19 protein-coding genes and 1 riboswitch are annotated in these 16,180 nt (G+C 26.7%); of the genes, 8 read left to right on the top strand and 11 right to left on the bottom strand.

What is annotated here, in order from left to right; translation table 11 throughout:
* The first annotated feature begins 12 nt into the window (after positions 1-12).
* The 3 genes from ABXT56_RS03100 to ABXT56_RS03090 are packed head-to-tail and all read left to right on the top strand — an operon-like array spanning position 13 to position 3,239.
* Complete coding sequence (locus ABXT56_RS03100) at positions 13-246, top strand: GIY-YIG nuclease family protein (protein ID WP_415301175.1); 234 nt, start codon at positions 13-15, stop codon at positions 244-246.
* Positions 243-2,357, top strand: a complete 2,115-nt coding sequence (locus tag ABXT56_RS03095) for a glycosyltransferase (protein ID WP_415301173.1) — start codon at positions 243-245, stop codon at positions 2,355-2,357. The genes ABXT56_RS03100 and ABXT56_RS03095 overlap by 4 nt, the downstream gene beginning before the upstream one ends.
* A 9-nt stretch (positions 2,358-2,366) precedes the next feature.
* Positions 2,367-3,239, top strand: coding sequence for a glycosyltransferase family 2 protein (locus tag ABXT56_RS03090; RefSeq protein WP_415301172.1), 873 nt, complete (start codon positions 2,367-2,369; stop codon positions 3,237-3,239).
* Between the two features lie 20 nt (positions 3,240-3,259).
* Here ABXT56_RS03090 and ABXT56_RS03085 read toward each other — a convergent pair whose 3' ends face one another.
* Both ABXT56_RS03085 and ABXT56_RS03080 read right to left on the bottom strand, forming a co-directional pair.
* On the bottom strand, positions 3,260-4,057 hold the full coding sequence (locus ABXT56_RS03085) for a hypothetical protein (protein WP_415301170.1): 798 nt from the start codon (positions 4,055-4,057) through the stop codon (positions 3,260-3,262).
* Complete coding sequence (locus ABXT56_RS03080) at positions 4,057-4,947, bottom strand: glycosyltransferase family 2 protein (protein WP_415301168.1); 891 nt, start codon at positions 4,945-4,947, stop codon at positions 4,057-4,059. The genes ABXT56_RS03085 and ABXT56_RS03080 overlap by 1 nt, the downstream gene beginning before the upstream one ends.
* Before the next feature lie 161 nt (positions 4,948-5,108).
* Between ABXT56_RS03080 and rfbC the strand changes: the two genes are divergently transcribed.
* The gene (gene rfbC / locus ABXT56_RS03075; protein WP_415301166.1) at positions 5,109-5,636 is read left to right on the top strand and encodes a dTDP-4-dehydrorhamnose 3,5-epimerase; all 528 of its coding nucleotides are present in this window, start codon (positions 5,109-5,111) and stop codon (positions 5,634-5,636) included.
* Here rfbC and ABXT56_RS03070 read toward each other — a convergent pair.
* The gene (locus ABXT56_RS03070) at positions 5,633-6,589 is read right to left on the bottom strand and encodes a site-specific integrase (protein WP_415301164.1); all 957 of its coding nucleotides are present in this window, start codon (positions 6,587-6,589) and stop codon (positions 5,633-5,635) included. The genes rfbC and ABXT56_RS03070 overlap by 4 nt on opposite strands.
* A gap of 81 nt (positions 6,590-6,670) precedes the next feature.
* On the opposite strand from ABXT56_RS03070, the gene ABXT56_RS03065 reads away from it, so the two are divergent.
* Genes ABXT56_RS03065 through ABXT56_RS03055 form a run of 3 tightly spaced genes read left to right on the top strand, consistent with a single transcriptional unit; the run spans position 6,671 to position 7,898 of the window.
* The gene (locus tag ABXT56_RS03065) at positions 6,671-7,162 is read left to right on the top strand and encodes an RDD family protein (protein ID WP_415301162.1); all 492 of its coding nucleotides are present in this window, start codon (positions 6,671-6,673) and stop codon (positions 7,160-7,162) included.
* A 39-nt stretch (positions 7,163-7,201) separates the two neighbouring features.
* Positions 7,202-7,639 (top strand): GNAT family N-acetyltransferase, encoded by a 438-nt coding sequence (locus ABXT56_RS03060; RefSeq protein ID WP_415301160.1) that lies wholly within the window; start codon positions 7,202-7,204, stop codon positions 7,637-7,639.
* Positions 7,620-7,898, top strand: a complete 279-nt coding sequence (locus tag ABXT56_RS03055; protein ID WP_415301158.1) for a methylated-DNA--[protein]-cysteine S-methyltransferase — start codon at positions 7,620-7,622, stop codon at positions 7,896-7,898. The genes ABXT56_RS03060 and ABXT56_RS03055 overlap by 20 nt, the downstream gene beginning before the upstream one ends.
* Positions 7,899-8,429: 531 nt before the next feature.
* On the opposite strand, the gene ABXT56_RS03050 is transcribed toward ABXT56_RS03055, so the two are convergent.
* The 7 genes from ABXT56_RS03050 to rplM are packed head-to-tail and all read right to left on the bottom strand — an operon-like array spanning position 8,430 to position 13,617.
* The gene (locus ABXT56_RS03050) at positions 8,430-9,278 is read right to left on the bottom strand and encodes a DMT family transporter (RefSeq protein WP_415301156.1); all 849 of its coding nucleotides are present in this window, start codon (positions 9,276-9,278) and stop codon (positions 8,430-8,432) included.
* Positions 9,279-9,295: 17 nt separating this feature from the next.
* A complete protein-coding gene (locus tag ABXT56_RS03045; protein WP_415301154.1) occupies positions 9,296-10,192 on the bottom strand; it encodes an AEC family transporter in 897 nt (298 codons plus the stop codon).
* Complete coding sequence (locus ABXT56_RS03040) at positions 10,192-11,484, bottom strand: homoserine dehydrogenase (RefSeq protein ID WP_415301152.1); 1,293 nt, start codon at positions 11,482-11,484, stop codon at positions 10,192-10,194. Before ABXT56_RS03040 ends, ABXT56_RS03045 begins: the two co-directional genes overlap by 1 nt.
* 3 nt (positions 11,485-11,487) lie before the next feature.
* The gene (locus ABXT56_RS03035; protein ID WP_415301151.1) at positions 11,488-11,658 is read right to left on the bottom strand and encodes a hypothetical protein; all 171 of its coding nucleotides are present in this window, start codon (positions 11,656-11,658) and stop codon (positions 11,488-11,490) included.
* Positions 11,658-12,677, bottom strand: coding sequence for an N-acetyl-gamma-glutamyl-phosphate reductase (gene argC / locus ABXT56_RS03030; RefSeq protein ID WP_415301149.1), 1,020 nt, complete (start codon positions 12,675-12,677; stop codon positions 11,658-11,660). The genes ABXT56_RS03035 and argC overlap by 1 nt, the downstream gene beginning before the upstream one ends.
* A gap of 33 nt (positions 12,678-12,710) precedes the next feature.
* Positions 12,711-13,154 carry a 30S ribosomal protein S9 gene (gene rpsI, locus ABXT56_RS03025; protein ID WP_415301147.1) on the bottom strand — a complete coding sequence of 148 codons (444 nt, stop codon included), beginning with the start codon at positions 13,152-13,154 and terminating at the stop codon, positions 12,711-12,713.
* A 1-nt stretch (position 13,155) separates the two neighbouring features.
* Positions 13,156-13,617 carry a 50S ribosomal protein L13 gene (gene rplM / locus ABXT56_RS03020; protein ID WP_415301145.1) on the bottom strand — a complete coding sequence of 154 codons (462 nt, stop codon included), beginning with the start codon at positions 13,615-13,617 and terminating at the stop codon, positions 13,156-13,158.
* A gap of 139 nt (positions 13,618-13,756) precedes the next feature.
* Positions 13,757-13,825, top strand: a riboswitch (SAM riboswitch).
* Positions 13,826-13,829: 4 nt separating this feature from the next.
* On the opposite strand from rplM, the gene ABXT56_RS03015 reads away from it, so the two are divergent.
* Positions 13,830-15,158 (top strand): O-acetylhomoserine aminocarboxypropyltransferase/cysteine synthase family protein, encoded by a 1,329-nt coding sequence (locus ABXT56_RS03015; protein ID WP_415301144.1) that lies wholly within the window; start codon positions 13,830-13,832, stop codon positions 15,156-15,158.
* Here the strand turns inward: ABXT56_RS03015 and ABXT56_RS03010 are convergent.
* Positions 15,151-16,161 (bottom strand): COX15/CtaA family protein, encoded by a 1,011-nt coding sequence (locus ABXT56_RS03010; RefSeq protein WP_415301142.1) that lies wholly within the window; start codon positions 16,159-16,161, stop codon positions 15,151-15,153. The genes ABXT56_RS03015 and ABXT56_RS03010 overlap by 8 nt on opposite strands.
* Positions 16,162-16,180 lie beyond the last annotated feature (19 nt).

Here is a 16,180-nt window from a genome sequence, read left to right as displayed (position 1 = left end):
TACTTCACTTATATGCTCAAATGCATAACTCCAAGTGTTAATAAAACATACGTTGGATATACAAATAATCTTAAAAAAAGACTAAATCAGCATAATACTAATAAAGGAGCGAAATCTACAAAAGGATATAAATGGTTGTTAATTTATAGCAAAAAATTTAAAAGTAAAAATAAAGCTATGTCTTTTGAGTATAAACTCAAAAAAAATAGAACAGAAAGAAAAAAAATAATAGAAAAAAACCGATGAAAATATCAATTTTATTACCCTACAAAGAGAATTATTCTCCTGAATATCCTGGTGCTGTTTCATTATTTATTAGTTCAACAAATAAAATAAGTGTTTATAAAAAAGATATAACTGTGTTTGGTAACACACAATATAAAAAAAAATTCTCAAATAATTATATAAATATTCCACTTAATAAAAATTTTTTATTTAAAAGTCAAAGTAAAGAATATGTAAATAAATTTATAGATCTACATAAAAATAAAAATATAGATATTGTTGAAATACATAACAGACCTAACTATGTAAATTTAATTAGGAAGCTTAACGCAAAAATAGTTTTGTATTTTCATAATGATCCTCTTTCAATGATTGGCTCTAAAAAAAAAAATGAAAGAGAAAATCTATTAATAACGTGTGAAAAAATTATTTTTAATAGTGAGTGGTCAAAAAAAAGATTTTTAAAAAATTTAGAAAATATTTACTACAAATCAACAAAACTTGAAGTAATTCATCAATCAATAAATCGTGAAAAAGTTGATTTAAATAAAAAATTAAAATTAATAACATTTGTTGGGAAGCTAAATTCAGCTAAAGGCTATGATCTTTTTGGTGAGTCAATTATCAAAATCTTAGATAAACATAAAAATTGGCGTGCAATAGTTGTTGGTGACGAACCAAGAGAGAAACTTAATTTTAAACATAAAAATTTAAAAAATTTAGGTTTTCAAAATCACAAAAAAGTTTTAGAAATTTTTAAAAAAACAAGTATTGCTGTAGCTTGTTCAAGATGGGAGGAACCATTCGGTCGAACAAGTTTGGAGGCATCAAGTAGAGGATGTGCTGTAATTATATCAAATAGAGGTGGTTTACCGGAAACTATAACAAATGGTATAATTATAAGAAATTTAAATATTCAAAATCTATACAAATCTATAAATGAATTAGTAGAAAATTCAAAAAAACGTAAAGATTTGCAGTATAGGTCTCTAAAAAATTTTTACTTAACCGATGATTATATAGTTAAAAAAATTGATAAATATAGATTTGGTTTAATAAACAATTCACAAAAAAATAATATTATAAACAAACCTATTTCTAAATTAAAAATTTTGCATGTAACTAATTTTAATGAAAGGCATAATGGAAGATTATTTTACAATACTGGAAAAAGAATCAATAACGGATTAATTCGTTTGGGGCACAGTGTTTTAGAGTTTAGTGATAGAGATATTGTTAGCTATTATAGATCTTTGAATGATATTAATGGTTCAAAAAAACTTAATAAAAAATTCATTGAAGTTATAAGCAATTATGTACCTAATATAATAATATTAGGCCACGCTGATTTAATTAAGTTAGATACTTTAAAATTTATAAAAAAAAATTATCCTCACATTAAAATTGTCCAATGGTTTTTAGATAGAATGGACTCAAAATGGTTATTTAATAGGAAAAGATTTTTAGACAAGATAGATATAATGGATACAAATTTTTGCACAACTGACCCTAAAAGCTTAAATTTACCTAATGACAAAGAAATTTACTACATGCCAAATCCGGTAGATGAAGCTTTTGAAATTTTACATAATTACAAATATACAAATTTTAATAATGATGTTTTTTTTGCAATGAGTCATGGTGTTCATAGAGGAGTTTTAAAATCAGGAAAATTCGATGAACGTGAAAATTTTATTAATAAATTACTTAAAAAATTACCTAATACTAAGTTTGACCTTTATGGTTTAAATGGAAAACAGCCTGTTTGGGCAGATAATTTTATTAATTCGATTTCTCAAAGTAAGATAGGTCTAAATTTAAGCCAAGGCAAACCTGCAAAATATTATAGTAGCGATAGATTTGCACAAATAATTGGTAATGGATTACTGGTTATGGTGGACGAAAAAACTAAATTTAACAACTTTTTAAATCGAGATGAAATAGTCTTTTATAAGGACATAAATGATCTTTCATCAAAAATTGAAAAATATTCTCATGATGACAAACTAAGAAAAAAAATAGCAAAAAAAGGTCGTGATAAATATTTTAAATTTTTTAATTCAACAATTATTGCAGATTTTATTATATCAAAAACTTTTTCTATTAAAAAAAAAAGGTTTTACTGGGAATAACAAATAAAAATGTTTTCAATTATAATACCTACATTTAACAATCTTGAATATCTTAAGCTATGTATATTTAGTATTAAAAAAAATTCAGCTTTTGATCATGAATTGATACCCCATATAAATGAAGGTATTGATGGAACCGAAGATTTTTTAATTAAAGAAAATATCAAATACACAATTACAAAATATAATGCTGGTATTTGTGAGGGAATGAATAAAGCTGCTAGAAAAGCGAAATTTAATTATATTTTATATGCACATGATGATTTCTATTTTTGTCCAGGTTGGGACTTAGAATTAAAAAAAGAAGTAGATAAAATAGGGCACAATAATTTTTATCTCTCAGGAACTATGATTGGAACTTCTGGCAAAGACTCATTAGACTGTGGAACCAATATTAAAAATTTTAATGAACAAAAGTTATTGGATAATTATCAAAAAATAAATTTTGTAGATTTTCAAGGATCTACATGGGCACCACATTTAATTCATAAAGATATATGGAATAGTGTTGGTGGATTTAGTGAAGAATTTTATCCAGGTACTGGATCCGATCCAGACTTAAATATGAAATTGTGGAAAAAGAAAATAAGAATTTTTAAAGGTTTATCAAAATGTTTAGTTTTTCATTTCGGATCAATTGTGACAAGGAGAAATAATGATAATAAAAAAATTCAAACTGAGTCTGGTAATAAAGGAAATAAAATTTTTCTTTTAAAGTGGGGGATAACTATTAAATTTTTTAAAAAATATTATCTTAAATCAGATATTAAGTACACATCAGAACTAACAGAACCTAAAAAAAATTATAAATTTTTATTCTTTTTGCTATTAAGTAAAATAAATTATCTATATGTCAAATATATTTATAAGTTAAATTCCTAAAAAAATTTTTATATAGATATCTAGTTCCTAACAAACAATACATCTAAATAAATTATTTGTTTCAAAAATGGGTAAAAATTTTTGTAATTAACTTTGGCAAATTTATTTTTTTGATAAAAAACTAATTTGTAATTATTTTCTTTAAAAAAAAATATAAATTTATTTAGATTAAAAAAATATAGATATACAGTATGTGGTAAAATATTAGTTTGTTTAACAATTAATTTATCTATTTTTAAATTATCTTTAAAAAAAGTTGTTCCAGAAAAAAAAATATATTTTGGTTTTTTTTTAATAATTTTCTTTAAAAAAGTATTAAAATTTTTAAAATACTGAATTGATGATCCAAAATATACTATATCTAAATTATTTAACTTTGTAATATTTGTTATCGGATAAAAGTTTAAAATTTTGAATTTTTTCTTAATTGTTTTGAAGACATTAATAATGTCTATAAAATTATAAACATAATAATTTCTTATTTTCAAATTATTATTCAACTTTAGATAAAGGTCTATATTATCTCCACCAATATCTAAATAATCAAATTTTTTTTTTTTAAATATTTTTTTTAAAAAAATATCCATGTCCATTTTTGTGTTAAATTTAGTTAATTTTTTATTAGGGTCAAAATTTTCTACTAATTTAATTTGTTCTTTTAAATTTATATTTATTGGATAAAAATTTTTTGGTAAAATCTTTAAATCAGTTGGTACAAAAAAAATACCATATCTTCTTAAAAGTTTTCTATTAATAGTTTTTGGAAAAAATCTTGTAAATTTTTTTTTTAATAAACTTTGTACAAATTTATTGGTCATTAGTAATCAATATTACATTTCTTTTTAAAATAAAAACTTAATAAGCCGTTAAGTCTTGTTTTATATATTTGATATTTATTTTTATTTAAGAAATAAAATACTATCGTTTTAAGAGAAAACTTACAAATTGACTTAATTGCAACTAAAAGAATTAATGTTTTATTATAATGTTTGTTTAAAAAGTAATATTTTGACCATTCCCAATGCCATTTCTTAAAACATTCATACTTCAAACTTTTATCATTGATGGATCCATCTGAATGTTCTGCAATAAGATTATTTATAAGATAAATTTTTTTATTCATCTTAAAACATTGGTGAAAAAATTCATCTTCTTCGAAATATAAGAGCATATTTTCATCAAATTTAATATTTTTTTCATATGTATTTTTTTTGTCTATTAACATGATTGAGCCGCTCACAAAAAATACCTGTTTTATATTCTCAAAATTTGTTTCCCTTAAAAAAATATTAAAAAAAAACTTATTATAATAAAATTTAATTAAGGATAAATTACCTCTTTTTTTAATAGTTTTATCATTGTAAAAATGATTTATTTTTGGAGCAATAATTCCAAAATCATCAAGTTTTTTAATAGAATCTTCTATAATTTCAAAAAAATTGTGTGGTAAAATTGTATCTATATCTAAATAAAGTACAAATCTAGTATTTGAATTTTTAATTCCACAATTGATACCTGCACCATTACCCAAATTCTTGTTTTTAATTATTTTGATATTTAAATTTTTCGGAATTATCAAATCTATCAGCGTAAAATCGTGCGAATGATCAATTATCAAAACATCTGTATCAATTTTAATGCTATTTAAACAAGATTGTAATTTTATCTTATTACATCGAAAATTCACAAGCACTATATCTATTTTCATAATAAATCTACTATAGAAACTTAATACTAATGTTAAAGAAATTAATTTGTTTACCTTAATTTTCTACATATAATCAATATTTATTACTTCCTTTTAGATTTTTAACATATCGTAAATTTTATTAGCAATTCTTATAAAGATAAGTTATTAAAATAATCTAAATGAAATTGATTAAAACAAAAATACCTGATTTACTTATTCTTAAATCACAAGTTTTTAAAGATAAAAGGGGGTTTTTAAAAGAAACTTTTAGGAAAGATGTTTTGAATAAAAATTTACCTTTTGATGTAATGTCTTATTCTAAAAAAAATGTTCTTCGTGGGTTACATTTTCAAAGCAAATACTCTCAAGCAAAATTAATTACTGTAACTCATGGTAAAATTCTTGATGTTGCTGTAGATCTAAGAAAAAACTCTAAAACTTTTGGTAAATATTTTTCTATTATAATTAATCAAGATGATGATTTTTCTTTTTTTATACCTGAAAATTTTGCTCATGGTTTTTTATGTTTGTCAAAATCATGCACTATTAATTACAAATGTTCGAATTATAGGAATCAAAAATATGAAAGAACGCTTGCTTGGAATGATCCTCATTTAAATATTAATTGGCATATTAAAAATCCCCTTTTATCTGACAAGGATAAAAATAAAAATCAAACTTTTAAAGAACTATTTTTTAAAAGTTAAAATTTAATCTTGTTTAAAGCATTATTTTTAAACAAATTAGCTTCCTTAATGTATCTTCTAACCATTTCCGTTGACTTATGTCCTGTCATTGCCATAATACTTCTTTCTTCTGCGCCTGACTCAGCAGCTGACGTTGCAAATCCTGATCTCAAACTATGCCCTGAATAATTTTTATTATCTATGCCTGCCAATTTTAAATATTCTTTAATTAGTAATGCTACTGTTTGATCGGTTAATCTATATTCTGACAACTTTGACCCTTTGGTAAATCTCCTGAATACTGGTCCTGTGGTTATATTTGAAATCTCCATCCATTTTTTTAACGATACTACTGGACAATATTGAAGACTATCAAAGTAGGGTAGTGCTTTTATTGAGCCTTCACCAAATTGGTCTGTTTTAGACCTTCTAAGTTTTATCTTAAGGCCCTCTGGAACAAAATCTAAATCTTCGTAATTCAATGAAACTATCTCGTTTCTTCTAAATCCTCCAGAAAAGCCAATTAGTATTATAGTTCTATCTCTCAATTTCTTGATTTCTTGTTTTTTTTGTGTATCTATAACATTAATTAACTCTTTTAAACCATTGATTAATATTGGTTTTTTACTTAATTGAATGCTGCCTTTTCTTCTTTTTATACCCATAATATTTTCAACTATGGATGGATGTTTTGTATCCAGATAATAACCTTTTAGCTTATGAATGACTGATATTGATACTAATCTACGTTTTAATGTACTCATTTTAGCGTCTTTTGTGGATAAATATGTTAAGTATAAAGAAACTATTTTAGGATCTGATGGAAGAGATTTAAAACCATTCTTAATACAGAACAATTCAAAGTCACTAAAATCTGATTTATAAGCTCTTACTGTATTAATTGCTTTAGAATTTTTAAGATTTAATAAAGTTTCCTCTTTAATTGCTTTAATGTCTGTTATTATATCATTCATATAAATTACTATTGATAACCATTAATTATCGTTAGTAATATACTAATAGATTTTACTTGTCAATTAAATTAATCTTAAAATATGGAGATTGGAATTTGGATGATAGTAATATTGTTATTAGGATTAACTCCACCTTTGCTAGCTCTGATCCTTTGTCTTATATTGATAAAAAAAAATCCTTACAAAAAACTCTTTAAAAATCAAATTTACGCAGGGTTTTGGCAAAGGTTTTTAGCTGGAATTATTGATTTAATAATATTGATAGTTATTGAGGTTATTTTAATTTTTATACCTATTATTGGGTGGATTTTAAGCTTATTTGTTACATGGCTTTATTTTGCTATACAACATTCATCAACAAAACAAGCTACGTTTGGAATGAGGGCGCTGGATATTAAGATTACTGACGAAAATCATGCTAAAATAGGGTTTTGGAGGACTACTGGTAATTTTTACCTAACTGTTATTTCTGCATTTATAGTTTTTATAGGTTTTTTCATGATAGGTTTCACTTCAAGAAAACAAGGTTTTCATAATTTAATTTCAAGAACTCTTTGTATAAAAATAAAATAATCATATTTATCAACAGTTTAAAAAGAACTATTAAAGTTTATGATTAGAAAATTAGAGCAAAAAGATAAGGAAAATTGGGCTAAATTATACAATGGTTATGCCAATTTCTACAAAGTACCAATGAATACTGGGATTTTAGACACTCTTTGGAAGTGGATTCACGATGAAAGCCATGATGTTAATGGACTTTGCTTTGAATTAGAGGGTAAAATTGTTGGTATTGCTCATTATAGAACAATGCCAAGACCAATTAAAGGTCAATATATTGGGTTTTTAGACGATTTGTTTGTAGAACCAGATTTTAGAGGCCAAAAAATAGCTCAAAAACTTATTAGTCATCTAAAATCCTTATCTAAAGCCAATAATTGGCAAGGAGTTCGTTGGATCACCCACTCTTCCAATGAAAATGCTAAGAAATTATACGATAAAATAGCCAATAACACAGGATTTGAACTCTATGAACTTAAAGGGAACTAAATTTCAGCTAAAAGTGTGGAATTACTTGAGGAAAATACCTAAAGGCAAAGTTAAGACCTACCTGGAGGTTGCTAAAGCTATTAAAAAACCTAAGGCATTCAGAGCTGTTGCTAATGCAGTGGGTAAAAATCCCTATCCACCTAAAATACCCTGTCATCGAGTAATCAGGTCAGATGGAAGTCTCGGCGGATACTCTGGAAAAGGTGGAATTCGACAAAAACGCCATTTATTGAGATCTGAAAAGGTCTTCATAAAATAGTATATTTAACCTATTAAACCTTCTAAAAACGTTGGTAATAAATACTTTTAACTGATATTACTATAAATAAACATAAATTAGATAATGCATCCTTCAGTTGTACTGCAAACGACCAATCAAGCAAAATAAGGTACTCTATGGAGCTTTAAAAGGTATATTCTCAGACTGCATTGCTCTACTAGTCAATAATATCAACACTTTTTGACAGTGGCTAAAAAGCCCTATTTTAAAGGGTTTTTAGACCCCCACCCTATATCCAAAAAAAATTATAAATTTTTAATATTTCCATAGTGTCTAGAAACGTTGGTATTAAATACTTTTTTTTATTTACCTTATTTTATCTATAAAGGAACTTTAAATTATTTTATTCTGTTAAAATTTAAGAAAATTTAATTTCATTATCTTGAAGATTTGTAATTATTTGTAAAATTATACTAATATTTTATATTAAAAAAAATAAATAATTACAATAATTTAGCATTATAAATTAATGTATAGGATTAAGTAATAGTAAATATTTGTTGTCTATTATTAAAGGCTCTTTACAGTAGCTTCTCTTCTAGAGATATAAATTCCACTAATGACAATTATAGCTAAACCGAGAAAAGTCCAATTATCAGGGAAGTTACCAAAGAAATAGTATCCAATAATCACGTTAGGAATGATCTCGGTGTAACCTAAAGGAGCTAATTTAGAAGCATCAGCATATTTTAGAGATAATATAAGGAATAGGTGACCAATACATGCAAAGATCCCTATTCCAGCCATCATAGACCACTGAGAAGGGCTAGGATCAATCCATACAAATGGCATTATACCTGAAACGGCAACCAATCCAACTAACCCAGTCAATAATAGAGTCAATAAAGGGTTATCTGATGTGCTTAATTTACGAGTAATTATAAGATAAAACCCATACATTATACCTGTTCCTAAAGCAGCTAAACTAGCAAGATTAATTTCAAGAAAACCTGGTCTAATAACAACCAATGAGCCTATAAATCCAATTATTACAGCTGTCCAACGCCTTACACCTACCTTCTCACCTAATAACATCGGTGAAAACGCAGTAACTATTAATGGAGCAACAAAAGCTAACGTTAAAGCTTTAGCTAAAGGAATTATTGATATTGCATAGAAAAAACAAATGTTTGCACAAAGCAAGATTAGACCTCTTAGAATTTGTAATTTGGGTTTATCAGACCATACGAGTTGTTTGTTATAAAAAAAAAACATTACGGGTAGCGTAAAAGCTACTGTAAAAAAATATCTAGCCCATGTAATTTGTAAAACTGGAAGATCAGCACTTAAATATTTTGCAAAACCATCCATTACTGGAAGCATCATCCAACCTAATAAGCTAAAAATAATGGCTTTCATAAGCCAATAGATACAGTTTAATTGAAGTATTTTAAAGCAAAGAATACTACTATCGGAATAGTAATAAAAGACATCAATGTTGATGTTACAATTGTACTGGCGATATTATCAACAATTTTTTTTGGAGAATACATCGATCCTACAAGATAATTTAACACAGCACTGGGCATTGCACTTTGTATTAATAAAACACCCGCTGCAAAACCACTCAAATCGAGTTTGTTAATTATAAGAATACATATTATTGGACCCAAAAGAACACGTCCTAGGGCTAATATAATTGAGTGTTTTAAAGAAAACTTAAACCTTGTTAGGGCTATGCCAAGAGACATTAAAACTAAAAAAATAGTTGCATATGTCAAAAGAAAAGTAGTGTTTTCAAGAAATACTGGAACGTCTAAATTAAAATAAAGAAATAAGACTGAAATTATTATTGCATAAACAGGAGGACTTTTAAGAACCACATCAAAAGAAAATTTTTTATTAGCAAGAAAAACACCTAATGTAAAGTGAAACAAAATTATAACTGAAGCAACAGCTGATGCTATTCCTAGTCCTTGGGTCCCATAAGCAAAAAGGCAGATAGGAATTCCCATATTACCAGTATTTGGTAAGATCATAGGTGGTAGCTCCATACTAAGATCTCTTTTCAAAATAAAAAGTAGTATTAAACCAACAATGGAAAAGCCCCCAATCATAATTAAAGCATAAAAGAAGTAGGAAGTAAAAACTGAAAAAGTAACACCAGTGGTAGTTACAGTATAAAAAATCATTGCAGGTGTACCAATATTTCCAGCAAAATCAGTTATAAAATTAGTGTCTATTTTTGGATTTTTTTTCCCTAAGTAATAACCAATACCAATAACAAAAAAAACAGGAAATAAGACTTCAAATATTTTGGAATATAAATCCATTAATTATATATTCTTATTAATGTAGGATAATTAAGAATATCTTTATCTTTTTTGAAAATTGAAAGACAATTTTTTGAATTAAGTTCATTGGTTTTATGAGTAATAATAACAACTGTAGCTTTATTATTTTTTTTATCAGGTGTTTGAATTAATCTTTTTACTGAAATTTTATATTTAGCCAACCTGTTAGTAATCTTAGATAAAACACCTGGTTTATCTTTAACTTCAAATCGTAAATACAAAGAGTTTGTATAATTATTAACATTATAACATTTAATAGATTTACGTTTATTATTAGGTATACCAAAAGGCTTTTTAATATCATCTTTCAATATTGAAAGTAAATCGGATAGTAATGATGAAGACGTGGGTCCAGGTCCAGCACCCTCACCCTGTAAGATACTTTCACCAACTGGTTTTCCTTCAAGTATAACAGCATTCATTACACCAGAAACATTACCAATATAAGAATTTTTACTTACAAGACATGGGTGTACAGTTTCAAATAATCTACCATTTATAATTTCAGATATACCAAGCAACTTAATACGTAAATTTAATTGGCTAGCTATTTCTATATCTTTCAATTCAATTTTTTCAATTCCTTCCACTAAACATTTATACTTTGAAATTTTAGTATTAAATGCAAGAGCAGATAATATTCTAACTTTAGCAAATGCATCAAAACCATTTAAATCTAATTTAGGGTTGCCAGGTTCTGCGTAACCTAATTTTTGAGCCTTTTTTAAAACATTTGCAAAACTATCTTTAGAATCTCTCATTTCAGAAAGAATATAATTAGAAGTACCATTTAGAATCCCATATACTTTAAATATTTTGTTGGTAGCAAGACCTTCTTTAATAGTTCTTAATATAGGAATACCACCAGCAACAGATGCTTCAAATTCTAAGTTAACATTATTATCCTCAGCAATTTTTCCTAAATAATCACCATGTTTAGATATAAGTGCTTTATTGGGGGTGATTACGTGTATCTTGTTTTTCAAAGCAGTTTCCACAACTTTTTTAGATATTCCATCAGATAAACCAATAGCTTCAAATAAGATATCAACTTTAGTTTTTTTAAATATTTCTAATGGATTCTTATAAAAAATTTTTTTATTTACTTTAAATCTTCTTTTTTTAGAAATACTTCTTGCAGAAATAGCAACAACATTGATTTTTTTTCCAGTTTTAAGTTCAATATCTTTTTTTTTAATATTTAATTCATGATATAAATAAATGCCAACTTGTCCTAGTCCAATTACAGCAATATTAATATTATTTTTCATAATTTAATTATCTATATTTGGGTAAGGATTTATTTGAGAATATGTAATGATCAATTCAGTAAATTCATTAAAAGTTAAGTTTTTATCAAAATTTAAAACTTCATTTTTAGTATTATAATTTGAACTTGGTGAAGCACATGATGTTAAAAATAAAAATAAAAATAATTTTTTCACTAAAAACCTCTATTTTTAGGAAAATTAAATTTTAAATTCATATTTTGTATAGCTTGACCTGCTCCACCTTTTATTAAGTTATCAATAACAGATAAGATAATAACACTATTTTTATACTTTGTTTTGCAGATTACTATAGCGCAATTATTTGTGTTAATTACGTCATTTGTACTTAACAAAGAATTTGTTTTCAAAATTTTAACGAATCTACTTTTAGAATATCTAGTATTCAATGTTTTTTCTAATTTTTTAATTTTTACACCTTTATTTAGATCTAAATAAATTGTGCTCAGTATTCCTCTAAACATTGGTGATAAATGAGGAGTAAAAGTAAAAGAAAATTTTTTTTTTGTGTATTTATTAATTTCTTGCTGAATTTCAGAATTATGTCGGTGAAAACCAACACCATATGCACTTAAGGACTTGTAAAGATTTTTATCTTTATATTTTTTATGCACCCCTCTACCTGCTCCAGAATAACCAGATTTAGAATCTATAATTATATTATCTAATTTTATTAAGTTTTTTTCAACTAAAGGAATTAGTGGCAAAAGTATCGATGTAGGGTAACATCCAGGACATCCAATAATATTAAATTTTTTAACTTTGTCTCCGTTTATTTCTGGCAATGAATAGATTGACTTTTTAATATTTTTAACTGATCTATGCTTTTGCTTATACCACTTTAAATAATTTGAAGCTTTATCAAGTCTAAAATCAGCAGCTAAATCAATTAACACATTGTGCTCAAGTAAATCGTTGGAAATATTTTGTGCTTCACCATTAGGTAAAGCAGTAAAAATAAGATCAACATTTTTCAAAAGAGATTTCTTGTACCTAATAATACTTGGTAGTTTTTTCGCACTTATTGATTTTTCATAACTTGAGATTTTTTTTCCAACAGATGTATTTCCACAAAGATATCTAATTTTAACATCGCTGTGTTTAACTAATAATTTAATTAATTGAACACCAATATAACCAGTTGATCCAGCAACTAAAACATTAATCTTAGGCATTTTTTATTATAACAGTTTAGTATTAAAAAAGAATTATCTTTTCGAGAATTGGAAGCTTCTTCTGGCTTTTCTACGGCCAGGTTTCTTTCTTTCAACTGACCTAGAATCTCTAGTATTTAGCTTTTCAGTCTTAAGAACGGATCTATTCTCTGAATCAAATAAAATTAATGCTTTAGCGATGCCATGAACCATGGCACCAGCTTGACCTGTGTGACCACCACCAGTAACGCTACATCTTACATCAAAACTAGTTGCTTGGTTTATAATTTCAAATGGTCTTGTAATTTGCATTTTATGAGCACCACTCGTGAAGTAATCATCCATAGTTCTGCCATTTACATAAATTTTACCAGTTCCTTTTTTAACCCAAATTTTTGCAATAGATTTTTTTCTTCTGCCAGTCGCATACTTACTATCTGTGAAATCTAATTTAATTTTAGGTTTTTTTGTAGTAATTTTAGCTGCTGATTGTTCCATATTAATTTCTAATTAAATTCTTAGGGTTTAATTTACCTAAATCTAAAATTTTAGGGTTTTGAGCTGCATGAGGATGTTCTTCTCCAGCATAAATTTTAACTTTGGTTAATTGTTTTCTTCCAAGAACTCCACCGGGTAACATTCTTTTAATTGCTAATTTCAAAGATTCTCCAGGTTTATTTTTTTCCAATAATTTTTCAGGAGTTATTTCTTTAATTCCTCCGGGGTGACCAGTGTGTCTGTAGTATTTTTTGTCTTTAAATTTTTTTCCAGTAAATTTCGCTTGCTCAACATTTTTAACAACAACAAAGTCGCCATCGTCCATATGAGGAGTGTATGTGGTTTTATTTTTCCCTTTAACAATCATGGCAATAATTGATGCTAGTCTTCCAACCACGGCATTTGTTGCATCAATTTCGAACCAGTTGCTATTTAGTTCACTACTTTTAAGAAATTTAGTCATTGTGCGTGGATTAATACTATTATTAGATGTAAAGTCAATTTTATATTTAGCTTGCAAAACCTTACTTAAATGATAGTTTGATTAAGCCGATTTGTTCCTATTGCAGGCTGTATTTTGCTAAAAAGGATTTTTAAACCACATTATCGGTAGGTGCATTTGAGCTATATTGTACGCCTTGCATAAAGCTAAAGTACTAAAAAAGGAGTATAGAGATGAGTACAAAAAGAAATAACCCAGAAACTATTGCAATTCATGGTGGAGACTATAGAAGCGATCCTACAACAAATGCTGTAGCAGTTCCTATCTACAGAACTACATCATATCAATTCGATAGCACTGAGCATGCTGCTAATTTATTCGCTTTAAAAGAGTTTGGGAATATTTACACAAGAATCATGAATCCAACAAATGATGTTTTAGAAAAGAGGCTTGCGGCTCTTGAAGGAGGTTTAGCAAGTTTATCTGTATCATCTGGCCAAACAGCATCGACTTTTGCAGTTTTAAACGTAGCTCAAGCTGGAGATAATATAGTAAGCTCTACTGATTTATATGGTGGAACTGTATCTTTGTTTACTCACACTTTGAGTAAACTTGGAATTGAAGTTAGATACGCTGATCCATCTGATCCAAAAAATTTTGAAAAAGCGATAGATGATAAGACAAGAGCTTTTTATGGAGAAACTTTGCCAAATCCATATTTAAGAGTTTTTCCAATTAAAGAAGTATCAGACATTGGAAAAAAATATAACATACCATTAATAGTAGATAACACAGCTGCACCCGTGATTTGTAAGCCAATAGAACATGGTGCTGCTGTAGTAGTTTATTCGCTTACCAAATATATAGCTGGACATGGTACTGTTGTAGGTGGCGCTTTAGTTGATGGTGGTAATTTTGATTGGACAGCAGACCCTAAAAGACAACCATTATTTAATGAACCTGATGCTAGTTATGGTGGTGTGGTCTGGGGTAAAGCAGTTCCAGAATTAACAGGAGCAAATGTTTCTTTTGCAGTAAGAGCAAGAGTAACAATTTTAAGAGATCTTGGATCTGCATTATCTCCTGATAATGCTTTTGGAGTAATACAGGGATTAGAAACTGTGGCTTTAAGAATGAAACAACATTGTGAAAATGCCTCTAAAGTTGTTGATTATTTAAAAAAACATAAGGCAGTAAAAAAAGTCATTTATTCTACTGAACATAATGATGAAATTAATAAAAGAGCTAAAAAATACCTTAAAGGTGGAAATGGTGCTTTAGTTGGCATTGAATTAGCTGAAGGCATTGAAGCAGGAAAAAGATTTATAGAGTCTTTAAAAATGTTCTACCATGTTGCTAATATTGGTGATGCAAGGAGCTTAGCAATTCATCCAGCATCAACAACTCACAGCCAGTTAACTGAAGATGAATTGGCAGCTGCTGGTGTTACACCAGGGTATGTTAGATTGTGTATTGGCTTAGAACATATTGATGACATTATCGATGACTTGGATCAAGCATTAGAAAACTCTTCAAAAAAAAAATTAAAGGCTGTTAGTTAGAGTTTTTATATAGTATCAAAATGTAAGTGCTCAAAACTAATATTGAGCCTAACTGGTGTAGTGATGCGTATTTGATTTCTACACCAGAAATCAAAGTTATTATTCCTAAAAAAATTTGAATCAAGATAACAACATCAAAAAATAATAAATATTTAAAATCATGTTTTTGTCTAATATAAAAATAATTCAAAATCATAATAAAAAATATAAGTAAATAAGCTGTTGATCTATGTAAAAATTGGATAATAGAAGGGTTACTTAATAATTGAGAATTTATTATATCATTAAATTTAACGTCATTAGGAAAAAAACTTCCATTCATATCTGGCCAAGAGTTATATATAAGACCACCATCTAGCCCAGACAAAAAAGCACCTAATATGATTTGTATAACAATTAATAAAAGTATGAATAATAATAATAAATTAGAAATTTTTTCATGGAATCTTTTAACTTTGAAAATGTCTAGTATGAACCAAAAAATTAGACTTAAAATTAATAAAGCTAAGGATAAATGTACACTTAATCTAAAATGACTAACATCATTATTTTCAATTAAACCACTTGAAACCATATACCATCCAATAAATCCCTGAAGACATACAAGAAAAAATATCAAATAATATTTATTTGAATAATATTTTGAGTCTTTAAACGTTAAACTAAAAAAAATTAATGGTATTAATGAAAACAAACCAACAAATCTTGCTAATAATCTGTGTGCATACTCCCAATAAAAAATTATTTTGAATTCACTTAATGTCATATCGTAGTTAATATTTTGATATTCTGGGATCTTTTTGTATTGTGAAAAATAAAAATTCCAATCATTAACATTTAATGGGGGAAGTATCCCAGTAAAAAGCTCCCATGCAGTAATAGATAAACCAGAATCAGTTAATCTAGTAAGGCCACCTACTGCAACCATTAAAATAATTAATAAAAATAAAGTTATTAGCCATAGCTTTAAATATTTTATATAGTTGTCACTGTTTACAAACATAAATTATACTTATAATACT

This window comes from Candidatus Pelagibacter sp. Uisw_134_02, assembly GCF_047720265.1.
GTDB lineage: Bacteria > Pseudomonadota > Alphaproteobacteria > Pelagibacterales > Pelagibacteraceae > Pelagibacter.
The sequence above is the reverse complement of the archived record's forward strand: the minus strand, read 5'-3'. Positions and strand labels throughout refer to the sequence as shown.